Annotated in this window: 23 protein-coding genes; 20 read left to right on the top strand and 3 right to left on the bottom strand. The window is 60.3% G+C overall.

From position 1 onward, the window contains the following. Positions 1 to 6 precede the first annotated feature (6 nt). Positions 7 to 1,893, bottom strand: a complete 1,887-nt coding sequence (locus H7H48_RS00750) for a peptidylprolyl isomerase (protein WP_229446930.1) — start codon at positions 1,891 to 1,893, stop codon at positions 7 to 9. A gap of 173 nt (positions 1,894 to 2,066) precedes the next feature. On the opposite strand from H7H48_RS00750, the gene tpiA reads away from it, so the two are divergent. From tpiA to H7H48_RS00670, 16 genes are all read left to right on the top strand, one after another. After that, complete coding sequence (tpiA, locus tag H7H48_RS00745; RefSeq protein ID WP_229446929.1) at positions 2,067 to 2,813, top strand: triose-phosphate isomerase; 747 nt, start codon at positions 2,067 to 2,069, stop codon at positions 2,811 to 2,813. A 256-nt stretch (positions 2,814 to 3,069) separates the two neighbouring features. Continuing rightward, positions 3,070 to 3,456 carry a preprotein translocase subunit SecG gene (gene secG, locus H7H48_RS00740; RefSeq protein ID WP_229446928.1) on the top strand — a complete coding sequence of 129 codons (387 nt, stop codon included), beginning with the start codon at positions 3,070 to 3,072 and terminating at the stop codon, positions 3,454 to 3,456. A gap of 137 nt (positions 3,457 to 3,593) precedes the next feature. Further along, positions 3,594 to 5,231 carry a CTP synthase gene (locus tag H7H48_RS00735; protein ID WP_305082505.1) on the top strand — a complete coding sequence of 546 codons (1,638 nt, stop codon included), beginning with the start codon at positions 3,594 to 3,596 and terminating at the stop codon, positions 5,229 to 5,231. 85 nt (positions 5,232 to 5,316) lie between these two features. Then, positions 5,317 to 6,222 carry a VOC family protein gene (locus H7H48_RS00730; RefSeq protein ID WP_229446926.1) on the top strand — a complete coding sequence of 302 codons (906 nt, stop codon included), beginning with the start codon at positions 5,317 to 5,319 and terminating at the stop codon, positions 6,220 to 6,222. After that, entirely contained in the window at positions 6,219 to 7,049 is an 831-nt protein-coding gene (gene kdsA, locus H7H48_RS00725; RefSeq protein WP_229446925.1) for a 3-deoxy-8-phosphooctulonate synthase, read from the top strand. Before H7H48_RS00730 ends, kdsA begins: the two co-directional genes overlap by 4 nt. Positions 7,050 to 7,155: 106 nt before the next feature. Then, positions 7,156 to 8,430 carry a phosphopyruvate hydratase gene (gene eno, locus H7H48_RS00720; protein ID WP_229446924.1) on the top strand — a complete coding sequence of 425 codons (1,275 nt, stop codon included), beginning with the start codon at positions 7,156 to 7,158 and terminating at the stop codon, positions 8,428 to 8,430. Positions 8,431 to 8,508: 78 nt separating this feature from the next. Further along, positions 8,509 to 8,829 (top strand): septum formation initiator family protein, encoded by a 321-nt coding sequence (locus H7H48_RS00715; RefSeq protein WP_229446923.1) that lies wholly within the window; start codon positions 8,509 to 8,511, stop codon positions 8,827 to 8,829. Between the two features lie 210 nt (positions 8,830 to 9,039). Then, positions 9,040 to 10,101, top strand: a complete 1,062-nt coding sequence (pdhA, locus tag H7H48_RS00710; protein ID WP_229446922.1) for a pyruvate dehydrogenase (acetyl-transferring) E1 component subunit alpha — start codon at positions 9,040 to 9,042, stop codon at positions 10,099 to 10,101. Between the two features lie 13 nt (positions 10,102 to 10,114). Beyond that, entirely contained in the window at positions 10,115 to 11,512 is a 1,398-nt protein-coding gene (locus H7H48_RS00705) for a pyruvate dehydrogenase complex E1 component subunit beta (RefSeq protein WP_229446921.1), read from the top strand. Positions 11,513 to 11,524: 12 nt separating this feature from the next. Then, positions 11,525 to 12,865 carry a pyruvate dehydrogenase complex dihydrolipoamide acetyltransferase gene (locus H7H48_RS00700; RefSeq protein ID WP_229446920.1) on the top strand — a complete coding sequence of 447 codons (1,341 nt, stop codon included), beginning with the start codon at positions 11,525 to 11,527 and terminating at the stop codon, positions 12,863 to 12,865. 31 nt (positions 12,866 to 12,896) lie between these two features. Further along, the gene (locus tag H7H48_RS00695) at positions 12,897 to 13,535 is read left to right on the top strand and encodes an SGNH/GDSL hydrolase family protein (RefSeq protein WP_229446919.1); all 639 of its coding nucleotides are present in this window, start codon (positions 12,897 to 12,899) and stop codon (positions 13,533 to 13,535) included. 14 nt (positions 13,536 to 13,549) lie between these two features. Then, entirely contained in the window at positions 13,550 to 14,101 is a 552-nt protein-coding gene (locus H7H48_RS00690; RefSeq protein WP_229446918.1) for an HdeD family acid-resistance protein, read from the top strand. 69 nt (positions 14,102 to 14,170) lie between these two features. Further along, a complete protein-coding gene (lpdA, locus tag H7H48_RS00685) occupies positions 14,171 to 15,616 on the top strand; it encodes a dihydrolipoyl dehydrogenase (protein ID WP_007007441.1) in 1,446 nt (481 codons plus the stop codon). Between the two features lie 75 nt (positions 15,617 to 15,691). Further along, on the top strand, positions 15,692 to 15,976 hold the full coding sequence (locus H7H48_RS00680) for a GlsB/YeaQ/YmgE family stress response membrane protein (RefSeq protein ID WP_007007442.1): 285 nt from the start codon (positions 15,692 to 15,694) through the stop codon (positions 15,974 to 15,976). A 7-nt stretch (positions 15,977 to 15,983) separates the two neighbouring features. Beyond that, positions 15,984 to 16,961, top strand: coding sequence for a lipoyl synthase (gene lipA, locus H7H48_RS00675; RefSeq protein WP_229446917.1), 978 nt, complete (start codon positions 15,984 to 15,986; stop codon positions 16,959 to 16,961). Continuing rightward, a complete protein-coding gene (locus H7H48_RS00670; RefSeq protein ID WP_229446916.1) occupies positions 16,961 to 17,416 on the top strand; it encodes a type II toxin-antitoxin system RatA family toxin in 456 nt (151 codons plus the stop codon). Before lipA ends, H7H48_RS00670 begins: the two co-directional genes overlap by 1 nt. Here H7H48_RS00670 and H7H48_RS00665 read toward each other — a convergent pair. Continuing rightward, complete coding sequence (locus H7H48_RS00665) at positions 17,413 to 17,904, bottom strand: CinA family protein (protein ID WP_229446915.1); 492 nt, start codon at positions 17,902 to 17,904, stop codon at positions 17,413 to 17,415. The two genes, H7H48_RS00670 and H7H48_RS00665, sit on opposite strands and share 4 nt — an antisense overlap. After that, positions 17,901 to 19,148, bottom strand: a complete 1,248-nt coding sequence (locus H7H48_RS00660; RefSeq protein ID WP_229446914.1) for a bifunctional 2-C-methyl-D-erythritol 4-phosphate cytidylyltransferase/2-C-methyl-D-erythritol 2,4-cyclodiphosphate synthase — start codon at positions 19,146 to 19,148, stop codon at positions 17,901 to 17,903. The genes H7H48_RS00665 and H7H48_RS00660 overlap by 4 nt, the downstream gene beginning before the upstream one ends. A gap of 145 nt (positions 19,149 to 19,293) precedes the next feature. On the opposite strand from H7H48_RS00660, the gene dusB reads away from it, so the two are divergent. The 4 genes from dusB (at position 19,294) to H7H48_RS00640 (ending at position 25,289) form a co-directional block, all read left to right on the top strand. Continuing rightward, positions 19,294 to 20,292 (top strand): tRNA dihydrouridine synthase DusB, encoded by a 999-nt coding sequence (gene dusB / locus H7H48_RS00655; protein WP_255663314.1) that lies wholly within the window; start codon positions 19,294 to 19,296, stop codon positions 20,290 to 20,292. Then, a complete protein-coding gene (locus H7H48_RS00650; protein ID WP_229446913.1) occupies positions 20,289 to 21,437 on the top strand; it encodes a nitrogen regulation protein NR(II) in 1,149 nt (382 codons plus the stop codon). The genes dusB and H7H48_RS00650 overlap by 4 nt, the downstream gene beginning before the upstream one ends. Next, positions 21,434 to 22,876 (top strand): nitrogen regulation protein NR(I), encoded by a 1,443-nt coding sequence (gene ntrC / locus H7H48_RS00645; RefSeq protein ID WP_229446912.1) that lies wholly within the window; start codon positions 21,434 to 21,436, stop codon positions 22,874 to 22,876. The genes H7H48_RS00650 and ntrC overlap by 4 nt, the downstream gene beginning before the upstream one ends. 160 nt (positions 22,877 to 23,036) lie before the next feature. Next, the gene (locus tag H7H48_RS00640) at positions 23,037 to 25,289 is read left to right on the top strand and encodes a PAS domain-containing sensor histidine kinase (protein ID WP_229446911.1); all 2,253 of its coding nucleotides are present in this window, start codon (positions 23,037 to 23,039) and stop codon (positions 25,287 to 25,289) included. Position 25,290: the final 1 nt, after the last annotated feature.

Genomic DNA, 25,290 nt, shown 5'->3' with positions numbered 1-25,290 from the left:
TTCGCCTCAGAAACTGAGTGCTTCCTGCATGGCGGCCCGGTTTACCGTTACCGGGTACTTGCCTTGCAGGCGCGCAACCATCTGGTCGAGCAGATCGTCGGCAAGCGCTGAGCGCATGGTGGCACGTTGATTGTCAGGAATGCTTTCCGCTGTCGCACTGGCAGGTTCGAAGACCTCCGTCACCTTGAACAGGAACTGACCGTCCCCCGCAGGGTTGGCGAAAACACCCGTTCCGTTGCGCGGGACGGAGAACACTGCAGCGACGCCAGCCTGACCCAGATCGGCATCATTCGCGTTGCGCTTGAGACCGCGTTTGATCTGCTTTTCCTGACCGATTTCCTGCGCGATTTCGTCCAGCGAGGCACCTTCTTCAAGTCGCTTGGCGAATTGGGACGCACGCTCGGCCAGAAGCCGGTCGGTTTCAGCCTTCCGCCAATCTTCCAGCACTTGGTCACGCACTTCATCAAGTGATCGATCGCGTTCTGGGGTGATGCCCTCGACTTCGTAGAAAACAAAACCATTTCCCCCCATCGAAAGCGGAGCGTTTTCGATTCCGGAATCGCTCTCGAACACCTCCCGCAGAAGCTCTGCTGAGACGGGGAGGTCGCCCACAATTGAACCGTCAGGACGGCGGGCACTGGCGTCGATGGCTTCAATCGTCCGCATGGAAAGCTTCAGTCTTTCCGCAGCTTCCGCCATCGAAGCCCCGCCGGCGCGGGCATCTTCATAAGCATCGTGCACGTCGAGCAGAACGCGAGACGCCTCTTCCAGCGCCAAATCCTGTCGAATCTCGCTTTCCACTTCGCTGAGTGGCTGCACGACCTCCGGCTGGATTTCAGAGACAAAAACAATCACGGGGCCGAACGCGCCGTCGATCACATCGCTGAACTGATTGGCGTCCAAAGAGAACGCTGCTTCAGCCACCGCGTCGTCTGCCACCTCACCGCGGGTCAGTGTACCGAGGGCGGTGTCGGTGCTGCTTTTGCCTGCCGACGATGCGACGTCTGCGAAACTTTTGCCGTCCAGCAGGTCTTTCAGCGCCGCTTCAGCCGCAGCGCGGTCGGCAAAGACGATCTGGTCAATTGTGCGCTTTTCAGGCGTTGTGTAGCGATCACGCAGGTCTTCATAGGCCTTCTGCACCTGCGCATCCGAAATGGCCTCAGGGTCGGCGATGTCTGAGGGTTCCAGCTTGACATAGCTGAACTTGCGATATTCGGGAGCAGCGTAGTTGTCCTTACGCTCGTCGAACCATGCCTGCAAAGCGGCCTCATCGGGATCCGCGACCGGTTCCACAAGGGAGCGCGGAACTGCGAGATATTCTACGGTGCGATCCTCACCGCGATAGAGCGCAAGATTTTTAAACAGCTCATCCGGAACACTCATGCCATCCGTCGCGGCTTCGACGATCTGCTGGCGGATGGCGACCTGCTCGCGGTTTTTCAGATAGTCTTCTGGGCGCATGCCGATCTGGCGCAGCACGAAATCGAACTGTTGCCGGTCAAACCGGCCGTCAGGACCACGAAACGCCGGATCGTCCGCGGTCAGCTGGGCAAGCTTGTCTCCGGAAAGGCCCAGGCCGAGGCGACGTGCCTCTTCGTCCAGAAGGGCGCCCGCAGCGAGCTGCTGCAACACCTGATCATCCAGGCCGAAGGCAACCGCTTGTTCGCGTGTCACACGCGTACCGAGCTGCTGCGACAGCGCATTGATCTGCCGGTCATAGGCCAGGCGGAAATCCAGCATGGAAACCGAGGAGTCGCCGGCTGACAGAACGTTGCGGGACTGGTCATTCAGAACCTGGCCGGAAATGCCCCAGACGGCGAAGCTCACGACAAGAAGGCCCAGGAGCAGCTTGGCGATCCAGGTGGAGGCGGCGTTTCTCAGACTGTCGAGCATGGCTTTTCCGAAGTTCCTTGGTGTGTTTCGGGGCGTTCCCCAACGAAGCGCAATAGCGTCCCAGACGCCAAGTGTCGATAGCGGAGTGGGAAATGCCACCCCAATTGCTTTTGCATCAGCCCGTGTTTTTGCTAGGGAAGCCCCCGAGTTTGTTTTTGTTGAGGACATCGACCATGACGCCCGGAATTCGCCCTCTGATCGCAGGCAACTGGAAAATGAACGGCATGAGCGCTGATATCGGCGAGTTGAAGGCGATGGCTGAAGGGGCGTTTGGCGGTGCTGATGCTCTCATTTGTGTACCGGCCACTCTCATGACGCGGGCGCGGGAAGCGTTGGACGGCAAGTTGCATCTGGGCGGTCAGGATTGCCACACCGCTGCGTCCGGCGCGCATACGGGTGATATTTCTGCCGAAATGCTGGCGGATGCCGGTGCAACCCATGTCCTGGTCGGCCATTCGGAACGCCGCACCGACCATGGTGAGACCGATGGCATTGTCGCCGACAAGGCAGAGGCAGCATGGCGTGCCGGTCTGACCGCGGTCATCTGCATTGGCGAGACCAAGGCGGAGCGCGAAGCCGGCGACACTTTGTCGGTTCTTTCGCGACAAATTTCAGGATCGGTTCCCAAAACTGCTCAGGCGAAGAATACGGTGGTTGCCTATGAACCGGTCTGGGCCATCGGGACGGGCTTGACGCCGACCGCTGAGGATGTGGCAGAGGCACACCGACATATCCGCGACGAGCTGACATCTTTTTTGGGAGAAGAGGCCGGTAAAATGCGGATTCTCTATGGGGGGTCGGTCAAACCGGGGAATGCGACGGAACTGCTTTCGATCGAACATGTGGATGGTGCGCTGGTTGGTGGGGCGAGCCTGAAGGCGGTGGATTTTCTAGCGATTGCTGCCGCGTGTCCGGTTTGAGAAAACAGAAAACGCTTGCGTTGTCATCGCAAGCGCCTATGTGAGAGTGGCTTTGACGGAAATTCGGAATTCCGGCTGGTTTTACCGAAAACCGTGACAAATGCCCTGAAACGGGTGCATTCCGCCCCGTTTTCTGGAAAAACATTCAGGTGCCGGGATACGGATTTATGCCGGTCTTGGAAAATCGGCAAAAGCCGTGTAATGAGCCGCGTCCGCATTGAAGCGGACGCTTCGAGCCGGAGAGCCGGAAGGAAACATGCAGACCGTTATCATCGTCATTCATCTGATCGTCGTGGTCGCGCTGGTAGGCGTCGTCCTCATGCAACGCTCCGAGGGTGGCGGGCTTGGCATCGGCGGCGGTTCCGGTTTCATGTCCGCGCGCGGCGCAGCCAATGCCCTGACGCGCACGACGGCCATTCTGGCAGCTGCGTTCTTCGCCACATCTCTGGCCCTGTCGCTGATTGCGCGTTATGGCGCGAGCCCGACGGACATTCTGGACCGAATCCCTGCCGGCAGCGAGCAGACGGACGGTTCGGGTGGCGTTCTCGACCAGCTTGGCGGTTCTGGCGCTTCGGTTCCCACCGAGGAGCCTTCGGCTCCGGCTGACGCCAATCCTGAAGATCAGGTTCCCACGGGGCAGTAAGCTCCGTGCCGCGAGGTTGACCGGTCGCCTGAGCTGCGACCGGCTTTGCCAATCGCAGAACTTATTCACCGCGGTGCGCAAAAAGATTTGCGTCTCGTTATTTTTTGCTGGCGGAATCGCCTGTGTCCGGTTAAGCGATGAGTCCCATGGCGCGATATGTTTTCATAACCGGCGGCGTGGTCTCCTCCCTCGGAAAAGGCATTGCAGCAGCGGCCCTTGGCGCGCTGTTACAGGCCCGTGGGTACCGCGTTCGCATCCGTAAACTCGATCCCTACCTGAATGTTGATCCGGGCACGATGTCGCCCTATCAGCATGGTGAGGTTTTCGTCACCGATGACGGTGCCGAGACCGACCTGGACCTTGGCCATTATGAGCGCTTCACCGGGCGTTCGGCCAACAAGCAGGACAACATCACCACAGGCCGGATCTACCAGAACATTCTGGAAAAAGAGCGTCGTGGCGACTATCTGGGCGCCACGGTGCAGGTGATCCCGCACGTTACCGACGAGATCAAACAGTTCGTTCTTGAAGGCAATGAGGACTACGATTTCGTTCTGTGCGAAATCGGCGGAACCGTCGGCGACATCGAGGCTATGCCGTTCCTTGAGGCGATTCGCCAACTTGGAAATGAACTGCCGCGGGGCAACGCCGTCTATGTGCATCTGACCTTGATGCCCTGGATTCCGGCAGCCGGCGAACTCAAGACCAAGCCGACCCAGCACTCCGTGAAGGAATTGCGCTCCATCGGCATTGCGCCCGACATTCTTCTGGTGCGCGCAGACCGGGAAATACCCGCCGAAGAACGCCGCAAGCTCTCGCTGTTCTGCAATGTGCGCGAATCAGCCGTCATTCAGGCGCTGGACGTGGCGCATATCTACGACGTGCCGATGGCCTATCACAAGGAAGGGCTGGATTCGGAAGTTCTGTCCGCTTTCGGCATCGATCCGGCGCCAAAGCCACGCATGGAGCGCTGGGAAGAGGTCACAGACCGTATTCACAATCCTGAAGGCCAGGTGACGATTGCCGTCGTCGGCAAATATACCGGGTTGAAGGACGCCTACAAATCGCTGATCGAAGCCCTGTCGCATGGCGGCATGGCCAACCGGGTGCGTGTGAAACTCGAGTGGATCGAGGCGGAAATCTTCGAGAAGGAAGACCCGGCTCCATGGCTTGAGAAGGTGCATGGCATTCTGGTGCCGGGCGGCTTCGGCGAGCGTGGCGCGGAAGGCAAGATTCTGGCTGCCAAATTCGCACGCGAGCGCAAGGTGCCGTATTTCGGCATCTGCTTTGGCATGCAGATGGCCTGCATCGAGGCGGCTCGTTCGCTGGCGGGCATCGAGAACGCTTCATCAACCGAGTTCGGCCCAACCAATGAGCCGGTTGTCGGCCTGATGACCGAATGGCTCAAGGGCAACATGCTGGAGAAGCGCACAGCTTCCGGCGATCTTGGCGGGACCATGCGTCTTGGAGCCTACGAATCGAAACTTGTCGAAGGCTCGAAGATTGCGGCGATCTATGGTTCGGAAGAAATTTCCGAGCGTCACCGCCATCGCTACGAGGTGAATATCGGCTATCGTCAGAAGCTCGAAGAGTGCGGACTGGTCTTTGCTGGTCTTTCACCCGACGGCGTTCTGCCGGAAACGGTCGAATATCCCGATCATCCCTGGTTCATCGGCGTGCAGTATCACCCTGAGCTGAAAAGCCGGCCTTTCGAGCCACATCCGCTCTTTGCTTCCTTCATTGAAGCAGCTGTAGAGCAATCGCGCCTCGTGTAAAAATCTCACCCCGCTGCGAGGCGGGGTGATTTCCTTCATCGGTGAAGGCCTTGCAAAGCGTCAGCCCTTAGGGCACATGCGGTGCATGGTTTCTGAAGACGACGTGCAATCTCCACGCAAGCTCGACCATTGTGTTCTGCCAACCGCCGATCTGGCGGTTGCACGTGAACGCCTCAACGCACTTGGCTTCACGGTGGCTGCCGACGCTGCTCATCCGTTCGGAACCGGGAATTGCTGTGTCTTCTTCTCAGACGGATCCTATCTGGAGCCGTTGAGCCGGGTGGCCCCGCAGGTCGCGGTCGAGGCGGAGGCCGCAGGGAATGTGTTCGTCGAGCGCGACCGTCTGTTTCGCGAAAAATTCGGTGATGAAGGCTTTTCGGCGGTGGTTCTTGGAACCGGCGACGCCGATGAGGATCACAAGCGCTTTGTCGATTCTGGCATATCGGTCGGTGATCCGCTTTCATTTTCGCGTCCGTTTCGCGATTCCTCCGGACAGGAGGCGACTGCATCGTTCCGGCTGGCCTTTGCCGCACCGGAAAAAGTGGACGGTCATTTCTTTTTCACCTGCCAGCGTGTGAACCTGCCGTCGGCGGGACGCGGCGCGCTGGAAACGCATCCAAACGGCGTAACGGGGACGGCGCGGATCATCCTGCTTGCCACCGCACCTGCAGATTATGCGGGATTCCTGGAAGCGTTCTCGACCAAGACCCCTGAGACTGTTCAGGAGGACCAACTCGATCTGCCGCTTGGCAATGCCGTTTTGAGCGTGATGACGCCCGGGCGCTTTAGAGAGATCTTTGGTCTTGGCCGCGTTGCACCCCATGGCCGGCTCGATCTTGCTGCGATTGTGTTCCGGTGTCCGGATATTGCCAGATTGCACGCGCAGCTTTCCATGCAGGAGGTCCTGTTCGCAGAGCAGGCCGGTTCAATCATCGTGCCGCCGGCCGCGGGGCAGGGCGCAGTTTTTGTCTTTGAGGAGTCTTCGCAATGAAACCCAATCCGCGTGTGACTGTCGGCAACGTCGTTTTCGGCAATGACGCGCCGCTGGCGCTGATCGCCGGGCCCTGCCAGATGGAAACGCGTGAGCACGCTTTCGACATGGCAGGCGCGCTCAAGGAAATCACAGATGAGCTGGGAATCGGCCTCGTCTACAAGAGCAGCTTCGACAAGGCCAACCGCACCTCTCTCTCCGGAAAACGCGGGGCGGGGCTGGAGGCGGCCATGCCGATCTTCGCCGACATCCGCAAGGAATTCGATCTCCCGGTGATCACGGACGTTCACACCGAGGAGCAGTGCCGGATCGTGGCCGAGGTGGTCGATGTGCTCCAGATTCCCGCATTTCTGTGCCGCCAGACCGATCTCCTAATCGCTGCAGCAAAGACCAGCAAGGTGGTGAATGTGAAGAAGGGGCAGTTTCTCGCGCCCTGGGACATGGAAAACGTGATCGCCAAGGTGACGGAATCGGGCAATCCCAACGTGATGGCGACCGAGCGGGGAACCTCGTTTGGCTACAACACGCTTGTCTCGGACATGCGCGGCCTGCCGCAGATGGCGGCTATGGGCGCACCGGTCATCTTCGATGCGACGCATTCGGTCGCCCAGCCCGGAGGCCGTGGAGGTTCGTCCGGCGGTCAGCGAGAATTTGTGGAAACGCTTGCGCGCGCTGCAGTCGCGGTCGGCGTGGCCGGTGTTTTCATGGAAACGCACCAGGACCCCGACAACGCACCCTCGGACGGACCCAACATGGTGCCGCTTGACCAGATGAAGGGGCTTCTTGAGCGGCTCATGGCATTCGATCGCATCGCCAAGGCGAACTGACCCCGGCGGCGACATTGAGTTTTCACGCGTCTGCGCTATGACAGGCGCGAGCTGTTCCTTCCGGCAAACACTGCCGGAACCAACCTCCAGATCAGAGAGAGTTAAAATGACTGCCATTCTCGACATTGTCGGACGCGAAATACTGGACAGCCGGGGCAACCCGACCGTCGAAGTCGATGTGGTTCTGGAAGATGGCTCCATGGGCCGCGCCGCCGTGCCTTCGGGCGCCTCCACCGGCGCGCATGAAGCCGTGGAGCTGCGCGACGGCGGCAAGCGCTATCTCGGAAAGGGCGTCGAACAGGCGGTCGATGCGGTCAACGGCGAGATTTTCGAAACCCTGAGCGGGCTCGAGGCAGAAAACCAGATGCAGATCGACCAGGCAATGATCGATATCGATGGCACGCCCAACAAGAGCCGCCTTGGCGCAAACGCGATCCTCGGTGTTTCGCTTGCGGTGGCAAAGGCTGCCGCCGAGACCTCCAACCTGCCGCTCTACCGCTATGTGGGCGGGGCCTCCGCGCATGTCCTGCCGGTGCCGATGATGAACATCGTCAATGGCGGCGCGCATGCCGACAACCCGATCGACTTCCAGGAATTCATGGTGATGCCGATCGGCGCGTCGTCCATTCGTGAGGCCGTGCGCTGGGGCTCGGAAATCTTCCACACGCTGAAAGCGGGCCTGAAAGACGCCGGCCACAACACCAATGTGGGCGACGAAGGCGGATTTGCTCCGAACCTGAAGAGTGCTGAAGATGCGCTCGACTTCGTTCTCGCCTCAATCGAGAAGGCCGGCTACAAGCCGGGCGAGGATGTGGGCATCGCGCTCGACTGCGCCGCGACCGAGTTCTTCAAGGAAGGCAAGTATATCTACGAGGGCGAAGGCCAGACGCGCGACGGCAAGGCGCAGGCCGAATACCTTGCGAAGCTCGTCGGCAACTATCCGATCATCTCCATCGAAGACGGCATGTCGGAAGACGATTTCGAAGGCTGGAAGATTCTGACCGATCTGGTGGGCAACAAGGCGCAGCTCGTGGGTGACGATCTGTTCGTGACCAATTCCGCGCGCCTGCGCGACGGCATCAAGATGGGCATCGGCAATTCGATCCTCGTCAAGGTCAATCAGATCGGAACGCTGACAGAAACGCTGGACGCGGTGGAGACGGCGCACAAGGCCGGCTACACGGCGGTGATGTCGCACCGCTCCGGCGAGACCGAGGATTCGACCATTTCTGATCTGGCCGTTGCCACCAATTGCGGACAGATCAAGACCGGTTCGCTGGCACGTTCGGACCGGACTGCGAAGTACAACCAGCTCATCCGCATCGAGGAAGAGCTTGGCCCGCAGGCGCGCTACGCCGGAAAATCGATCCTGCGCGGATAAAGTTTGCAGGTGACCGTAGGGAAATAACGGTCCTTTAAGCAACGTGTGATCACATGCGGAAGAAGGGTATTTTTCCGCATGTGGACACGTCATCACAAACGCCGCAACACTGGCCGTCTGATCGTTCCGGCGATCACGGGGCTGTTTCTCGCCTATTTCGGCTTTCACGCCTATCACGGCGATTACGGCATATACTCTAAGTACCGGCTTGAGACGCGGATCGCCGAAGCACAGGCGCGTCTCGACTCGCTTGTCGCCAAGCGTAAGGAACTCGAGCACAGGGTAGCCCTGGTGAACGATGGCAGTCTTGAGAAGGACATGCTTGACGAGCAGGCACGCCGTGCGCTCAATCTGGCCCGGGAAAATGAGGTCATTATCCTGATCGGCGCCGATCAGTGAATTAACTGAATTTCACTTAATCAACAATAAAATGTGAAAATCCAAGCGTTTAGCTGCATGGCAGCTATGCGGATTTTGAATGGCCGAATTTTGTTCCACGTGCTAGCTTCATCTACCATAAGCGGGAGATGACGGGAGGCTCATGGCGCAACCAATGCCAGGCTCTACCGTTGCACAAATTCCCCGGAATGTCAGCTAGGGAGTAGAGGCATGGCGCGAGCCGCAAGCAAGACAAGTGCCGCAAGGTCACGCTCGACCAAGAAAGGGGCGGCAGGGGCTGCCGTTCAGGCACCCAAACCCCCGAAGCCGGAAGATTTCGACAAGGAGCAGGAGCTTCACGCCTATCGTGAAATGCTTCTGATCCGTCGCTTCGAGGAAAAGGCCGGCCAGCTTTACGGCATGGGTCTGATTGGCGGGTTCTGTCACCTTTACATCGGCCAGGAGGCCGTGGTCGTCGGCATGCAGATGAGCATGAACGATGGCGACCAGGTGATCACCGGTTATCGCGATCATGGTCACATGCTCGCAACCGGCATGGAAGCGCGCGGCGTGATGGCCGAGCTCACGGGGCGCCGCAACGGCTACTCCAAGGGCAAGGGCGGCTCCATGCACATGTTCTCCAAGGAGAAGAAGTTTTATGGCGGGCACGGCATTGTGGGCGCGCAGGTGCCGCTGGGCACCGGGCTCGCCTTCGCCAACCGCTACCGCGGCGACGACAGCGTTTCGATCACCTATTTCGGCGACGGTGCTGCCAATCAGGGCCAGGTCTATGAGAGCTTCAACATGGCCTCGCTGTGGAAGCTGCCGGTGGTCTACATCATCGAGAACAACCGCTATGCCATGGGCACGGCAGTGGCGCGCTCATCGGCGGAAACCGATTTCTCCCATCGCGGTCTTTCCTTCAAGATTCCGGGCATCCAGGTGGATGGCATGGATGTGCGCGCGGTGAAGGCTGCAGGCGATCTGGCCGTCGACTGGTGCCGTTCGGGCAAGGGGCCGATCATTCTGGAAATGCAGACCTATCGCTATCGCGGCCATTCCATGTCTGACCCGGCAAAATACCGCTCCAAGGATGAAGTGCAGAAAATGCGCTCCGAACATGATCCCATCGAGCAGGTGAAGCAGCGTCTGGTGGCGAACAAATGGGCTGACGAAGACGAACTGAAGGCCATCGACAAGGAGGTGCGCGAGATCGTCGGTGATTCGGCCGAATTCGCGCAGACGGATCCGGAACCGGATGTGTCTGAACTCTACACCGACATTCTGCTTTGAGGGGAGGGCCGACATGCCAACCGAAATTCTCATGCCCGCGCTCTCTCCGACCATGGAAGAGGGCAATCTTTCCAAATGGATCAAGAAGGAAGGCGATGCCGTCGCGCCCGGTGACGTGATCGCCGAGATCGAAACCGACAAGGCGACCATGGAAGTGGAAGCCGTGGACGAAGGCACGCTCGGAAAAATCCTGATTGCCGAAGGCACCGAAGGCGTGAAGGTCAACACGGCCATTGCGCTTCTTCTAACTGAAGGCGAAAGCGAGGCCGATCTCGACAAGGCCGCTTCGAAGCCCACGGCGGAAGCCTCCGATGAGGCGAACGATGATGCCGAACAGGATGAGCCGGAAGATAAGGCCGGTGGATCCGTGCCGGCGGCACCCGAGGTGAAGGCGGCGGCCGATCCGGACATTCCCGAAGGCACGGAAATGGTTTCGACCACCGTGCGCGAGGCGCTGCGCGACGCCATGGCCGAGGAAATGCGCCGTGACGGCGATGTTTTCGTCATGGGCGAGGAAGTGGCCGAGTATCAGGGCGCCTACAAGGTGACGCAGGGGCTCTTGCAGGAGTTCGGCGACAAGCGCGTGGTCGACACGCCGATCACCGAGCACGGCTTTGCCGGCGTTGGCGTTGGTGCCGCCTTTGCGGGTCTGAAGCCGATCGTCGAGTTCATGACGTTCAACTTCGCCATGCAGGCGATCGACCAGATCGTCAATTCGGCGGCCAAGACGCTGTATATGGCCGGCGGCCAGATGGGTGCGCCCATCGTGTTCCGCGGTCCGAACGGTGCGGCTGCCCGCGTGGCAGCGCAGCACTCGCAGTGCTATGCGGCCTGGTATGGGCATATCCCGGGGCTCAAGGTGGTGATGCCTTATACGGCAGCCGACGCGAAGGGGCTTTTGAAGGCCGCGATCCGCGATCCGAACCCGGTGATCTTCCTCGAAAACGAGATCCTCTACGGCCAGAGTTTTGACGTTCCGAAGATGGATGATTTCGTGCTGCCCATCGGCAAGGCGCGCATCCACAAGGAAGGCAAGGACGCGACCATCGTCTCCTTCGGCATCGGCATGACCTATGCGGTCAAGGCGGCGGAAGAGCTGGCGGGCGAGGGCATCGACGTGGAGGTGATCGACCTGCGCACGATCCGCCCGATGGACCTCGATACGGTGATCGCTTCGGTGAAGAAGACGAACCGTCTGGTGACAGTGGAGGAAGGGTTCCCGCAGTCTTCGGTCGGTGCGCATATCGCCAGCCAGGTGATGCAGCGGGCGTTTGACTATCTCGATGCGCCGGTGATCACGGTTGCGGGCAAGGATGTGCCGATGCCTTATGCGGCGAACCTTGAAAAGCTCGCGCTGCCGAGCGTGGCCGAAGTGGTTGAGGCGGTGAAAGCCGTTTCCTATCGCAGCTAAGGGGAGGAAACCATGCCGATCAAAGTCACCATGCCTGCCCTTTCGCCGACGATGGAGGAGGGGAATCTCGCCAAATGGATGGTCAAGGAGGGCGACAGCGTCGCACCCGGCGACGTGATCGCCGAGATCGAAACCGACAAGGCGACCATGGAAGTGGAAGCTGTGGACGAGGGCACTGTCGCCAAGATCGTCGTGCCGGAAGGCACCGAGGGCGTGAAGGTGAATGCGCTGATCGCGATCCTGGCCGAAGAGGGCGAGGATGCCGGGGCGGCGGCGAAAGCTGCCGAGAGCGGATCCGACTTGAAGCCTGAACCCAAGTCTGAATCCAAGGCGGAAAAGCCTGCAAAGGAAGAAGCGCCCGCTGCCAAATCCGAGGCAAAGCCTGCGGAAGCAAAGGCGGCACCAGCAGGCGATGGCGAACGCGTATTCGCCTCTCCGCTTGCCCGCCGTCTGGCGAAGGAAGCCGGTCTCGATCTTGCAGCGATTTCGGGCTCCGGCCCGAAAGGCCGGATCGTCAAGGCCGATGTGGAAGCAGCGGCGAAGGATGGCGGTGCGAAAGCCGCCGATGCAGCACCTTCTGCCGCTCCGTCCGCACAGCCGGCCATGTCCGACGATCAGGTCATGAAACTGTTCGAGGAAGGCTCCTACGAGCTCATCCCCCATGACAGCATGCGCAAGACCATCGCCCGCCGTCTGGTCGAGGCGAAGTCGTCCATCCCGCATTTCTACCTGACACTCGACTGCGAGATCGACGCGCTTCTGGTGCTGCGCAAGCAGTTGAACGATGCCGCGCCGAAGGTGAAGACTGAGGATGGCGAGAAGCCGGCCTACAAGCTGTCGGTCAACGACATGGTCATCAAGGCGCATGCCAAGGCGCTTGCCATGGTGCCGGAGGCGAATGTCTCCTGGACCGAGAGCGCCATGGTGAAGCACAAACATGCCGATGTGGGCGTGGCTGTGTCGATCCCCGGCGGCCTGATCACGCCGATCATCCGCCGCGCCGACGAGAAGACGCTGTCGGCGATTTCCAACGAGATGAAGGATCTGGCAACACGGGCGCGCTCGCGCAAGCTGAAGGCGGAAGAGTATCAGGGCGGCAACACGGCCGTTTCCAATCTCGGCATGTTCGGCATCAAGGACTTCGCCGCCGTCATCAACCCGCCGCATGCGACGATCCTCGCGGTTGGCGCTGGCGAGCAGCGGGCGGTGGTGAAGGATGGCGAGGTGAAGGTGGCAACGGTGATGTCGGTGACGCTGTCGACCGATCACCGCGCGGTGGACGGGGCGCTCGGCGCCGAACTCCTCGCCGCCTTCAAACAGGTCATCGAAAATCCGCTTACCATGCTGATTTAGGCGTCATGGACCTGCTTTACCGGGGGAAACGATGAAGACCATCCTGTGCTTTGGCGATTCGCTGACATGGGGGTATGACCCCGTTGGCCCCGGGCGGCACGCCCATGACGTTCGCTGGCCGAGCGTTCTTGAAGCTGAACTTGGCGGCAAAGCGCGCGTGATTGCCGAAGGGTTGAATGGCCGAACCACGGTGTTCGACGATTTTGCGGCCGGTGCCGACCGCAATGGTGCGCGTGTCCTGCCTACGCTTCTCACCAGCCACGCGCCACTCGACCTGGTCATCATCATGCTGGGCACAAACGACATGAAGCCCTTCATCTGTGGCCACGCTTTCGGAGCAAAACAGGGCATGCAGCGCCTGATCGACATCGTGCGCGGACATGACTATCCGATGGGAGAGCCGGCACCGAAGGTCCTCATCATGTCGCCCCCGCCGGCTTGTGAAACGCCCGATCCCGATTTCGCGGCTTTGTTTGAAAGCGCCCGTATCGAATCGGCAAAGTTGGCTGCTCTCTATGCATCGCTTGCCAAGGAGATCGGCGCCGTTTTTTTCGACGCCGGCTCCGTGGCGCACACAAGCCCGCTTGACGGCGTTCATCTGGACGCGGAAAACACGAGCTCCATTGGCCGGGGGCTCGCCCCGGTCGTGAGAGACATGCTTGAGCTTTGACAAAGGAGGGGAGCATGACGAACACGGTGGACCATGAAAGTGTACATGCATCATGGGGCTGGCTGGCTCTGCTTGGAGCCATCTCGCTGATCGGGGGCATTCTGGCCCTGGCCAACCCGTTTGCCGCCACCATGACAGCGGCGATCCTGGCCGCCTGGACATTCGTCTTGTTCGGGGTCGTGCAGATCGTCCAGGCCTTTCGCGTGCGCGGCTGGGGCGGATTTCTGTGGGCATTGCTTTTGGGCGTCCTGACGCTTGCAGTCGGTGTATCGATCATTGCCAAGCCGGCTGCGGGGATCATCTCGCTAACCATTCTCGTGGCGATCATGTTTCTGGTTCTGGGCGCGGTAAAGGTCATGTATTCCTTCTCCTTCCGCCCGCTCTCGGGCTGGGGATGGGTGCTTTTCTCCGGAATCGTGTCGCTCATTCTGGGCGTGATGATCCTCGCCGACCTGCCGTGGTCTGCGGCAACGATACTGGGCATTCTGCTGGCGATTGAACTGCTTTCGAACGGCGTGTTCCTGTTGTTCATCGCCTTTGGCCTGCGTGGGGCTGCGCGGGCCTGAAAACTTTCGGGGCGCGGCGGTGTGCAAGCCGCGCCCGGACAATGATATGACTACAAGGAGAAACCAGCTGTGGCTGAAAATTACGACGTTATCATCATCGGATCGGGACCCGGCGGCTATGTCACCGCCGTCCGCGCGGCACAGCTTGGTTTGAAAACGGCAATCGTGGAGCGAGAGCATCTGGGCGGCATCTGCCTCAACTGGGGCTGTATCCCGACAAAGGCGCTGCTGCGCTCGGCCGAGATCAAGCACTATGCCGAGAACGGCAAGGATTACGGCCTGACCATCGACGGCAAGATTTCTGCGGATGTGAATGCCGTTGTCGACCGCTCACGCAAGGTCTCCCAGCGGCTGAATGGCGGCGTCGGATTCTTGATGAAGAAGAACAAGATCGACGTGATCTGGGGTGAGGCGAAGCTTTCCAAGCCGGGCGAGGTGGTCGTTTCCGAACCCTCCAAAAAGGCGATGCAGCCGCAGCCACCCATGCCGAAGAACACCAAGGGTGCCGGCACCTACAAGGCAAAGCACATCATTGTCGCAACCGGAGCACGCCCGCGCGTTCTGCCAGGCATCGAGCCGGATGGTGACAAGATCTGGACCTATTTCGAGGCGATGGTTCCGAAGACCATGCCGAAATCGCTCGTCGTGATGGGCTCCGGCGCCATCGGCATGGAGTTCGCCTCCTTCTACCGCACCATGGGAGCGGATGTGACGGTTGTAGAGCTGATGCCGCAGATCCTGCCGGTCGAGGATGCGGAAGTCTCGAAGTTTGCAAAGCGCCAGTTCGAGAAACAGGGCATCCAGTTCAAGCTTGAGGCGAAAGTTGCCAAGGTCGAGAAGACCAAGGACGGGATCACCGCCCATATCGAAACCAAGGACGGCAAGGTTGAGAAGATTTCGGCCGAGAAGCTGATCTCCGCCGTTGGCGTGCAGGGCAATATCGAGAATCTCGGCCTCGAATCGCTCGGGGTTAAGACGGATCGCGGCTGTGTGGCGGTCGACGGGTACGGTCGCACCAATGTTGAGGGCATCTACGCAATCGGCGATGTGGCGGGCCCGCCCATGCTGGCGCACAAGGCCGAGCATGAGGGCGTGATCTGCATCGAGAAGATCGCCGGCGTGCCGGGCGTCCATGCGCTCGACAAGGGGCTGATCCCCGGCTGCACCTATTGCCATCCGCAGGTTGCCTCCGTCGGCCTCACGGAAGCCAAAGCCAAGGAAGCCGGCCGCGACATCCGGGTTGGCCGCTATCAGTTTGCCGCCAACGGCAAGGCGATTGCGCTCGGCGAAGACCAGGGTTTCGTCAAGACGATCTTCGACAAAAAGACGGGCGAGCTTCTCGGCGCACACATGATTGGTGCCGAGGTTACCGAGCTCATTCAGGGCTTCGTCGTTGCGATGAACCTTGAGACGACGGAAGAAGAGCTGATGCACACGGTCTTCCCGCATCCGACCCTGTCTGAGATGATGAAAGAGAGCGTGCTCGACGCCTATGGGCGTACGCTCAACGCGTAAAATGGGCTGAAGGCCCCTGTTTCCCCCGCAGCAACTGGACTATATGCGGGGGAACATTGAACGAGGAACAGGATGATGGAAGAAAGCTATGGCCTTCTGGGCATGCCCGGCGTCGGCTTTTTCGGCCTGCTCGTCATCGGCTTTCTGGCCGGTTACGTGGCCGAGAAAACGATGAACCGCGATCATGGTTTTCTGACCAACATCCTTGTTGGCATCGCCGGTTCCTTCGTCGGCGGAACGCTTGCCGGTCTGGTCGGCATCTCGTTCTACGGTTTTCTGGGCAATCTGGTGATCGCCATTGTTGGCGCGATCCTGATCCTCTGGGTATTCGGACGCTCGTCTTCCAGCCGGGCGCGATAGGACAAACATGGTCACGATTCTCGATACTGTCACCGCCAAGCCGCGCCCGCGGCACCCTGAAAAGGCGCACCGGCCCGATCAGGAAGTGCTGCGCAAGCCCAAATGGATCCGGGTCAAGGCACCGACCTCGCAAGGGTATCTGGAAACCCGCGAGATCGTGAAATCCAACAAGCTCGTGACCGTGTGCGAAGAGGCGGGCTGCCCGAACATCGGCGAATGCTGGGACAAGAAGCACGCGACCTTCATGATCCTCGGCGAGATCTGCACCCGCGCCTGTGCCTTCTGTAACGTCGCCACGGGCATTCCCGGTCCGGTGGATATCAACGAGCCGGAAAACGTCGCCAAGGCCGTGCGCGAAATGGCGCTGAAGCATGTGGTCATCACTTCGGTCGACCGCGACGACCTGGCCGATGGGGGCGCGCAGCATTTTGCCGATGTGATCGGCGCGATCCGCTCTGCTTCTCCCGAAACGACCATCGAGATCCTCACGCCGGACTTCCTGCGCAAGGATGGCGCACTGGAAATCGTGGTTGCAGCAAAGCCCGATGTCTTCAACCACAACCTGGAGACGGTACCGGGGAATTATCTTAAAGTTCGCCCCGGTGCGCGCTATTTCCATTCGCTGCGGCTGCTCCAGCAGGTGAAGGAGCTGGATCCGACCATGTTCACCAAATCCGGCATCATGGTGGGGCTTGGCGAAGAGCGCAACGAAGTGTTGCAGCTCATGGATGATCTGCGCTCGGCCAATGTTGATTTCATGACCATCGGCCAGTATCTGCAGCCGACGCGCAAGCACCATCCGGTGAAGAAATTCGTGACGCCCGAAGAGTTCAAGTCCTACGAAACCGTGGCTTACACGAAGGGCTTCCTCATGGTGTCGTCGAGCCCGCTCACGCGCTCCTCGCACCATGCGGGCGAGGATTTCGCCAAGCTGAAGGCCGCACGTGATGCGCGCCTGAGCGCTGCGGATTCTGCTGCGAACTGATGCCGAAATTCGAGACCGTGCGCCGGGTGGCGCACACGCCTGAAGACATGTTCGCGCTGGTCGCGGATGTGGAGAAATATCCCGAATTCGTGCCCATGTGCGAAGCGCTTTCCGTGCGCACCCGCAAGGAACGCGACGGGGTCACGCTCCTCGTCGCCGACATGACGGTGGGCTACAAGGCGCTGCGGGAAACGTTCACAAGCCAGGTCACGCTGAAGCCGGAAGATGCGGCGATCGATGTGCGTTATGTGGATGGTCCGTTTCGCTTCCTGAAAAACGAGTGGCGTTTCGAGCCCGCCGGCGATCAGCAGTGCGACATCCACTTTTTCATCGAGTATGAATTCAAGAGCAGGATGCTGGGCGCATTGATGGGCGCGATGTTCGACCGGGCGTTCCGCATGTTTTCCGAAGCCTTCGAGCGCCGCGCGGATGCGGTCTACGGGACAGGCGTTTAAGCGGTTTTCAGGGTCGAGAGCACCATATCGAGTGCCGTTTCGACTGTGGAAGCCCGGACGCCTGCTCGATCCTTGCCCGAGAAGATGTGCGATTGCGCGACGGGTTCGCGTCCTTCTAGCGCCAGACCGAACCAGACAAGGCCGACCGGCTTTTCTGTCGATCCGCCATCGGGGCCGGCGATACCTGTGACGGCGACCGTCACGCCAGCACGTGAACGGGCGAGGGCACCGGCGGCCATTTCGAGCGCGGTCTCGCGCGAAACCGCGCCATGGTTTGCGAGTGTTTCGGGTGAGACGCCGAGCATCTCCATCTTGGCTTCGTTGGAATAGGTGACGAAACCACGATCGACAACGGAGGACGAACCGGCGATGTCCGTCAGGGCCGCGGCGATCATGCCGCCGGTGCATGATTCGGCGGTGGCCAGCATGATGCCGCGCGCTTCACAGGCCTTCAGCACTTTGCGGGCGGGCGTCTCGAAACCGCTCATGCAGGAACCTCGCCGGGATAGATCACACTGGCGGTGGCAATGGCCGCGATGCCTTCCTCGCGGCCAATGAAGCCCATTTTCTCGTTGGTCGTGGCCTTGATCGAGATGCGGTGTGGCGCGATGCCGAGCATGGCGGAAAGGGCTTTGGTCATTGCTTCCCGGTGGGGACCGACCTTGGGCGCTTCACAGATGATGGTAACGTCTGCATTGGCAATGCGGCCGCCGGCATCACGCACGATGCGGGCGGCGTGTTCGAGGAAAATGTGGGAGGCAGCCCCCTTCCATTGGGGGTCGGACGGTGGAAAATGCGTGCCGATGTCTCCGGCGCCACAAGTGGCAAGCAGCGCGTCGGTGAGCGCATGCAGGCCGACATCCGCATCGGAATGGCCCGAGAGACGCTTCGTGTGGGGAATGCTGACCCCGCACAGGATGACGGCGTCGCCATCGGTAAAGGTGTGAACATCGTAACCGTTCCCGGTTCGCACATCGGGAAAGGCGGTCGGACGGTTCAGTCGCTCATCGGCAAGAGCAATATCCCGCGCCCAGGTGAGCTTGATGTTGTCGACGGCGCCGGCAACGAGGCGGACGGGGATCTTTGCCCATTCGGCTATCGAGGCGTCGTCGGTGAAATCCTCACGGCCAAGCTTGTGCGCGCGCTCATGGGCAGCCGCGATCAGCGCGAAAGGAAAGCCCTGAGGGGTCTGAGCAGCGTGCAGGTCGTGGCGCGGAACGGTCTCGGCGATAAATCCTGCGGGGCCGGCCCGTTTGACCGTGTCTGCGACGGGCAGGGCGGGCAGGGCACCCTGGCCCTCTTCAACGGCGTTGATGATGCGGTCGATGAGCTCCCGGTCGATGAAGGGGCGCACGCCGTCGTGAATCAGAACCGTCTGGGGGGACGGATCGTAGAGTGCGAGCAGGGCAAGCCGGGTGGAGGCCTGCCGTGAATGCCCGCCATGGATCGCACGAACACGTTCGGCGCAGAGCCCCGCCGTCGCCTCGGCAAAGAGCGCTTCGTCATCAGGATGGATCGCGACCACGATGCGTTCGATGCGGGGATCGGCGAGGAAGGTCTCGAGCGTGTGACGCAGAACGGGCTTGCCGCCGATCAGGCGATATTGCTTCGGCCCCTCGGTGGATTGGCCTGCGCGCTCGCCACGCCCGGCGGCAACGATGACGGCAGCGACTTCTCCCGTCGAGCGAGGCGCTCGAGGATCTGCCTCGGCAAGGATTTCGGATTGGTGCATCTGCTTGTCCATAGGGCAGACGCATAATAAGACACGCCACGAAAGGCCAGCCGAATTTGCATGACACCCATTCCGAGCGAATTGTGTGTTGCAGGTGCGGCCCGAAGTGGCTAAATAATAAGCACAAGCAAAAGGTGCTTTAATTTTGTGCATCTCGTTCACTGAATTTCTGTCGACACCGCTTACTGTCGGGCCCGTAACCATCCGCAACAGGGTGTTTCTGGCACCAATGTCGGGCGTGACCGATCTCGCCTTTCGCGCCCGTGCGCATGCGCACGGGGCGGGGCTTGTGGTTTCAGAGATGGTAGCAAGTGGTGAACTTGCGCGTGGCAAGGCGGAATCGGCACGCCGCCTGCGCCGTCCCGAGGTGGACGTGCATATGGTGCAGCTTGCCGGTAGGGAAGCACGCTGGATGGCCGAGGGCGCGCGGATAGCGGAAGCAGAAGGCGCCGACATCATCGACATCAATATGGGCTGCCCCGCCAAGAAGGTGACGGGCGGTTACTCCGGCTCTGCGCTGATGCGCGAACCCGACCATGCGCTGAGTCTGATCGAGGCAGTTGTGTCGGCGGTGCGGGTGCCCGTTACGGTAAAGATGCGGCTAGGCTGGGACGAACATGCGCTCAACGCACCGGACATTGCCAGCCGAGCTGAGGCTGCCGGTGTCGCAATGGTGACCGTACATGGGCGTACCCGCTGCCAGTTCTACAAGGGCAAGGCGGACTGGCAGGCGATATCCGCGGTGAAGGATGCCGTCACCATTCCCGTTGTTGCCAATGGCGATGTGAACACACCCGAGGATGCTGCGGGCATCCTTGCGGCATCCGGAGCGGATGCGGTGATGATCGGTCGTGCGCATTACGGTGCGCCATGGACGGCCGGAGCCCTCGCTGCCAATGCCGACCGCCGGCCTGAGACGCTGGCTGATTATGTGGTCGATCACTACGAAGCAATGCTTGCCCTTTACGGAACGGAGCACGGCACACGACACGCCCGCAAACATCTTGGTTGGTACATGGACCGACATCTCGGCGCGGTCGATACCGAAAGCCGCAAGGCGATCATGACGGGGACCGATCACCGCGAGGTCTCACGCCTTCTGCGGGGGCTTTTCCGCAGGCACGAGGAGCGTCTGGCCGCATGAACAGGCAGGAGGAGCCCACACGCATGGAGATCGGCCCCGCCAGTCTTCTCCTGAACACGCTGAGACATCCGATGGTGATGATCGACTGCGAGGGTTTCATGGTCGAGGTCAATGCGGAAGCCGAGGACTTCTTTCGCTCCGGCGCCTCCATTCTCGCGCGCAGCCGGCTTGAGGATTTCGTCCCCTTTGGGAGCCCATTGATCGCACTTGTGGAACAGGTGCGTGAGCAGCGTGTGGCCATCAACGAATATCGCGTCGACATTTCCTCGCCGCGGCTCGGAGCGGAGCGCATGGTGGATATTCATGCCGCACCGGTGTCCGAAGTGCCGGGGGCGGTGGCGCTTCTCCTGCAGGAGCGCTCCATGGCCGACAAGATCGACCGGCAGATGGTCCATCGCGGTGCTGCGCGTTCGGTGACCGGCCTTGCAGCCATGCTGGCGCACGAGATCAAGAACCCGCTTTCGGGCATCCGTGGCGCCGCGCAATTGCTGGAACATGCGGTGTCTGATGAGGACCGTGCCCTGACACGCCTCATAACCGAAGAAACGGACCGGATCGTTGCGCTGGTGGATCGCATGGAGGTGTTTTCCGACGAACGCCCCGTGGAACGCGACCCGATCAACATTCACCTGGTGCTCGATCACGTCAAAGCCGTTGCCAAGAGTGGCTTCGCCCGCAAGGTGAGCATCGTCGAAGACTACGATCCTTCCCTGCCACCCGTATGGGCAAACCGCGATCAGTTGATCCAGGTGTTCCTGAACCTGGTGAAGAACGCCGCTGAAGCGATCGGTGACCGAGACGATGGCGAGATAAGGCTCACGACGGCGTTTCGACCGGGCATTCGCTTGTCGGTCCCAGGCTCGCCGGATCGGGTGGCCCTGCCGCTGGAATTCTGCGTTCACGATAATGGACCGGGGATCCCTGAGGACCTGCGGCAAATCATCTTCGATCCTTTTGTGACTTCGAAACAAAATGGCTCCGGTCTGGGGCTCGCGCTGGTTGCCAAGATCGTCGGCGCACACGGCGGCGTCATCGAGTGCGAATCCTCTGGCCAGCGCGGCACGGTTTTCCGCATCCTGATGCCTGCCTGGCGCGAAGCGCGCCGCAAGGATGTCCTTCTTAACGAAGAGGATACGCCCGCATGACCAGCATTCTCGTCGCCGATGACGATGCAGCCATCCGCACAGTGCTCAATCAGGCACTTTCACGCGCGGGTCACGATGTGCGGGTGACATCGAATGTGGAGACGCTCTGGCGCTGGGTTTCTGCGGGCGAGGGGGACCTGGTTATCACCGATGTGGTGATGCCCGATGGCAATGCGTTCGACCTTCTGCCGCGAATCCGCAAGGCGCGTCCCGACCTTCCGGTCGTCGCCATGAGCGCGCAGAACACATTCATGACCGCGATCCGCGCCTCGGAAGTCGGTGCCTATGAATATCTGCCAAAGCCTTTCGATCTGACGGAACTCGTCAACATCGTGGGACGAGCGCTTTCGGAACCCAAGTCGAATCAGAAGGAAAGCGCAACCGCAGAAGCGCCGGACGCCTTGCCTCTCATCGGTCGTTCGGCCGCCATGCAGGAAATCTATCGTCTGCTGGCGCGTATGATGCAGACCGACCTTACGGTGATGATCAGCGGCGAATCCGGGACGGGCAAGGAACTGGTAGCGCGAGCGCTGCATGAGTATGGCCGCAGGCGCAAAGGCCCCTTCGTGGCGATCAACATGGCTGCCATCCCGCGCGATCTCATCGAATCCGAGCTCTTTGGCCACGAAAAAGGGGCATTTACCGGTGCGCAGGCGCGTTCCTTTGGCCGCTTCGAACAGGCGGAAGGCGGAACGCTGTTTCTCGATGAAATCGGCGACATGCCAATGGAGGCTCAAACACGCCTCCTTCGCGTGCTGCAGCAGGGTGAGTATACGACCGTCGGCGGGCGCACCCCGATCCGGACCGATGTGCGCATCGTGGCTGCCACCAACAAGGACCCCAGAATGCTGATCGATCAGGGACTGTTCCGTGAGGACCTGTTCTACCGGCTCAATGTGGTCCCGCTGCGCCTGCCCCCTTTGCGCGAGCGGGCCGAGGATATTCCCGATCTGGTGCGGCACTTTTTTGCACGAGCCGAGCAGGAAGGTCTTCAGCCCAAACGCATTGGCTCGGAAGGACTCGACCGGCTTAAAAGCTACCGCTGGCCGGGCAATGTGCGTGAGTTGGAAAACCTCGTGCGACGCCTGGCGGCTCTCTATCCGCAGGATGAAATTTCCGCAGAGATCATCGAACAGGAGTTGCGTGCCGCAGGGGCTTTGCGTGCAAGCCAACAAGATGCACTTCCAGAAGAGACGACACTCACTCAGGCCGTCGAGCAGCATCTGCAACGCTATTTCGGACAGTTCGGAGACCAACTCCCACCGGCCGGCCTTTATCAGCGTGTCCTTGCGGATGTCGAACAGCCGCTTCTGATAGCCGCTCTTACGGCAACGGGTGGAAACCAGCTGAAGGCAGCCGATCTTCTGGGACTCAACCGCAACACGCTGCGCAAGAAGATTCGCGACTACGGCATCAATATCTATCGCGGAGCAGGCTGAGCGAGCGCCAAAACCTGGCTGGCAACTCATCCTGGCCCCTGCAGATCCCCATTTTGCCCCAGCAATGCCGCAATGTTGAGAAATGCAACTGTTGCCAGCAGGTGACAGTCGTTGCATATGTGCAACATTGGGGCGGGGTTGGAGAGCAGAAGCGGGAGTTATGGTAAGCTTGTCTGAGAGTTCGCCGACGCAGCCTTTTGTTGCGGCTTCGCCTGTTCGGCGTGGGCGGTCGGCCACGTTTTTCATCGGCGTGGCAGCAGCGCTGGGCGCCCTTCTGACGGCCGCGGTCTCGTTCACGGTGCTTCTCGGGCTCACGCCTTTCACACCGGATGCACAGACAACGCTTTTGCTCATCGCGGTGAACTTCGCATTCATCATGCTTTTGTTCGGGCTGATCGTGCTCGAGGGCCTTCGCATCTACAAATCGCGGAAGGGTCAGAGGGCGGCGTCTCGTCTGCATGTACGCATTATCGCGATGTTTTCGCTGGTGGCGGCAATACCCGCTATTCTCGTCGCGGTAATTGCCTCGGTCACACTTGAGCTGGGCCTCGACCGGTGGTTCGAACTGCGCACGAAGGTGATTGTCTACTCCTCACTATCAATTGCCGATGCCTATGTGCAGCAAAATGCCCGAAGCCTGCAGGGCACTACAGAAAGCATGGGGGTGAGGCTCGATCAGGCTCGTACCCTCTACAATCTCGACCGCTATGGGTTCCGCGATTTCATGACGCGCCAAGCCATGCTACGTGGCCTGGCGGATGCTGAACTCGTCCGGGAAGATGGGTCCGTGATCATGAGCGCGCAGATGGCGGAGGATATTCCGCTACCGCGTCCCGGAAGCAAGGCGATGGAAATTGCCAACAGCTCCCAGATTGCGTTCAACGAGATTGGCGGTACCAATCTCGTGACCGCTGTCTACAAACTTCAGGACATCCCTGACGCCTATCTCTATACGGGTGCTTTGCTGGATCCCGAGGTGCTGAAAGCGCGGCAGATCGTGCGAACCAACACGGATGAGTACCGGTCTCTCGAGGGCAATCGCGGCAACACGCAGATCGCTTTCGCGCTCTTATACCTTGTCGTGACACTTGCGATCGTCCTTGCGGCGATCTGGACGGGCATTGCTGTTGCAGATCGCCTTGTGCGGCCGATACGTCAGTTGATCGGGGCGGCGGGAGCGGTGTCGACCGGCGATCTCGATGTCACTGTTCCGGTTCGATCCTCCGACGGTGATGTCGGACTTCTCGGCGATACGTTCAACAAGATGACACAGCAGCTCAAATCGCAGCGCGATCAGCTTATCGCCGCCAAGGACGTGATTGACGAGCGTCGCCGATTTACGGAGGCGGTCCTTTCAGGCGTGAGTGCGGGCGTCATCGGTGTGGAGGCAGACGGTTCGGTAGCCATGGTCAACCGTTCCGCGGAAGCCATGCTCGATATTTCCGCGCATGAGGCGGTGAACAAAAATCTCTCGGCTGTTCTGCCGCATCTCGGGCGAGTGTTCGAAACCGGGCGCAAATCAGGCCGCCCCGTCTACCGCGAACAGGCTACTTTCTTTCGGGGCGGATCGGAACGTACCTTCAACATCCAGATTACAACGGAAGAGGGCGTCAACGAGGACGATGAGCATTCATACGTGGTAACGGTCGACGACATCACCGATCTGATGCAGGCGCAACGGTCGATGGCCTGGGCCGATGTTGCACGTCGCATCGCGCATGAAATCAAAAACCCGCTGACGCCGATCCAATTGTCTGCCGAACGCATCCGCCGCCGGTTCGGCAAGGTGATCGAACAGGACAGGGAGATCTTCGATCAGTGCACCGATACGATCATTCGCCAGGTCGGCGATATCGGGCGAATGGTCGACGAGTTTTCGGCTTTTGCGCGGATGCCAAAACCAGACATTCAGCACCTCGATTTGAGAGATCCGCTGCGTGAGGCTTCATTTCTGGTCGAAGTTGCCCGCAACGAGATCAGTTTTGAACGGCATATCTCAGAGACCCCGCTGATGGGTCGTTTCGATGCGCGCTTGATGGGGCAGGCCTTTGGCAACGTCATCAAGAATGCTGCAGAGGCGATCGACGCTGCCGAGCGGAGCAATGGACAGCCAGGCGCAATCCGCATCAATGCCGGTATGAGCGGCCGCTTCATCCAGGTTGAAGTGATCGACAATGGCAAGGGATTGCCACGGGAAAACCGTCAGCGTCTGCTCGAACCCTATATGACCACGCGCGAAAAGGGGACGGGCCTGGGCCTGGCTATCGTGAAGAAAATTATTGAGGACCATGGGGGGCGTTTGGAGCTGCACGATGCGCCGGCCGATTTCCATGGCGGCATCGGCGCGATGATCCGCATCATACTTCCTGCCGCCGGAGACGCCGGCGGCACCGCTGAGACGACAAGAAGGTAGA

It is taken from the genome of Nitratireductor sp. B36, assembly GCF_020833685.1.
Taxonomy (GTDB): domain Bacteria; phylum Pseudomonadota; class Alphaproteobacteria; order Rhizobiales; family Rhizobiaceae; genus Nitratireductor.
This window is presented reverse-complemented; position numbering and strand designations above follow the sequence as displayed.

Excerpts from the sequence above, each read along its gene's own strand:
- H7H48_RS00665 (WP_229446915.1), bottom strand. The coding sequence starts at position 17,904 with ATGAGCGGTTTCGAGACGCCCGCCCGCAAAGTGCTGAAGGCCTGTGAA.
- H7H48_RS00730 (WP_229446926.1), top strand. The coding sequence starts at position 5,317 with ATGGTTTCTGAAGACGACGTGCAATCTCCACGCAAGCTCGACCATTGT.
- H7H48_RS00715 (WP_229446923.1), top strand. The coding sequence starts at position 8,509 with ATGTGGACACGTCATCACAAACGCCGCAACACTGGCCGTCTGATCGTT.
- H7H48_RS00690 (WP_229446918.1), top strand. The coding sequence starts at position 13,550 with ATGACGAACACGGTGGACCATGAAAGTGTACATGCATCATGGGGCTGG.
- pdhA (WP_229446922.1), top strand. The coding sequence starts at position 9,040 with ATGGCGCGAGCCGCAAGCAAGACAAGTGCCGCAAGGTCACGCTCGACC.
- H7H48_RS00670 (WP_229446916.1), top strand. The coding sequence starts at position 16,961 with ATGCCGAAATTCGAGACCGTGCGCCGGGTGGCGCACACGCCTGAAGAC.
- H7H48_RS00700 (WP_229446920.1), top strand. The coding sequence starts at position 11,525 with ATGCCGATCAAAGTCACCATGCCTGCCCTTTCGCCGACGATGGAGGAG.
- H7H48_RS00660 (WP_229446914.1), bottom strand. The coding sequence starts at position 19,148 with ATGCACCAATCCGAAATCCTTGCCGAGGCAGATCCTCGAGCGCCTCGC.
- kdsA (WP_229446925.1), top strand. The coding sequence starts at position 6,219 with ATGAAACCCAATCCGCGTGTGACTGTCGGCAACGTCGTTTTCGGCAAT.
- H7H48_RS00735 (WP_305082505.1), top strand. The coding sequence starts at position 3,594 with ATGAGTCCCATGGCGCGATATGTTTTCATAACCGGCGGCGTGGTCTCC.
- secG (WP_229446928.1), top strand. The coding sequence starts at position 3,070 with ATGCAGACCGTTATCATCGTCATTCATCTGATCGTCGTGGTCGCGCTG.
- ntrC (WP_229446912.1), top strand. The coding sequence starts at position 21,434 with ATGACCAGCATTCTCGTCGCCGATGACGATGCAGCCATCCGCACAGTG.
- lipA (WP_229446917.1), top strand. The coding sequence starts at position 15,984 with ATGGTCACGATTCTCGATACTGTCACCGCCAAGCCGCGCCCGCGGCAC.
- H7H48_RS00695 (WP_229446919.1), top strand. The coding sequence starts at position 12,897 with ATGAAGACCATCCTGTGCTTTGGCGATTCGCTGACATGGGGGTATGAC.
- H7H48_RS00750 (WP_229446930.1), bottom strand. The coding sequence starts at position 1,893 with ATGCTCGACAGTCTGAGAAACGCCGCCTCCACCTGGATCGCCAAGCTG.
- H7H48_RS00680 (WP_007007442.1), top strand. The coding sequence starts at position 15,692 with ATGGAAGAAAGCTATGGCCTTCTGGGCATGCCCGGCGTCGGCTTTTTC.
- H7H48_RS00650 (WP_229446913.1), top strand. The coding sequence starts at position 20,289 with ATGAACAGGCAGGAGGAGCCCACACGCATGGAGATCGGCCCCGCCAGT.
- tpiA (WP_229446929.1), top strand. The coding sequence starts at position 2,067 with ATGACGCCCGGAATTCGCCCTCTGATCGCAGGCAACTGGAAAATGAAC.
- H7H48_RS00640 (WP_229446911.1), top strand. The coding sequence starts at position 23,037 with ATGGTAAGCTTGTCTGAGAGTTCGCCGACGCAGCCTTTTGTTGCGGCT.
- H7H48_RS00705 (WP_229446921.1), top strand. The coding sequence starts at position 10,115 with ATGCCAACCGAAATTCTCATGCCCGCGCTCTCTCCGACCATGGAAGAG.
- eno (WP_229446924.1), top strand. The coding sequence starts at position 7,156 with ATGACTGCCATTCTCGACATTGTCGGACGCGAAATACTGGACAGCCGG.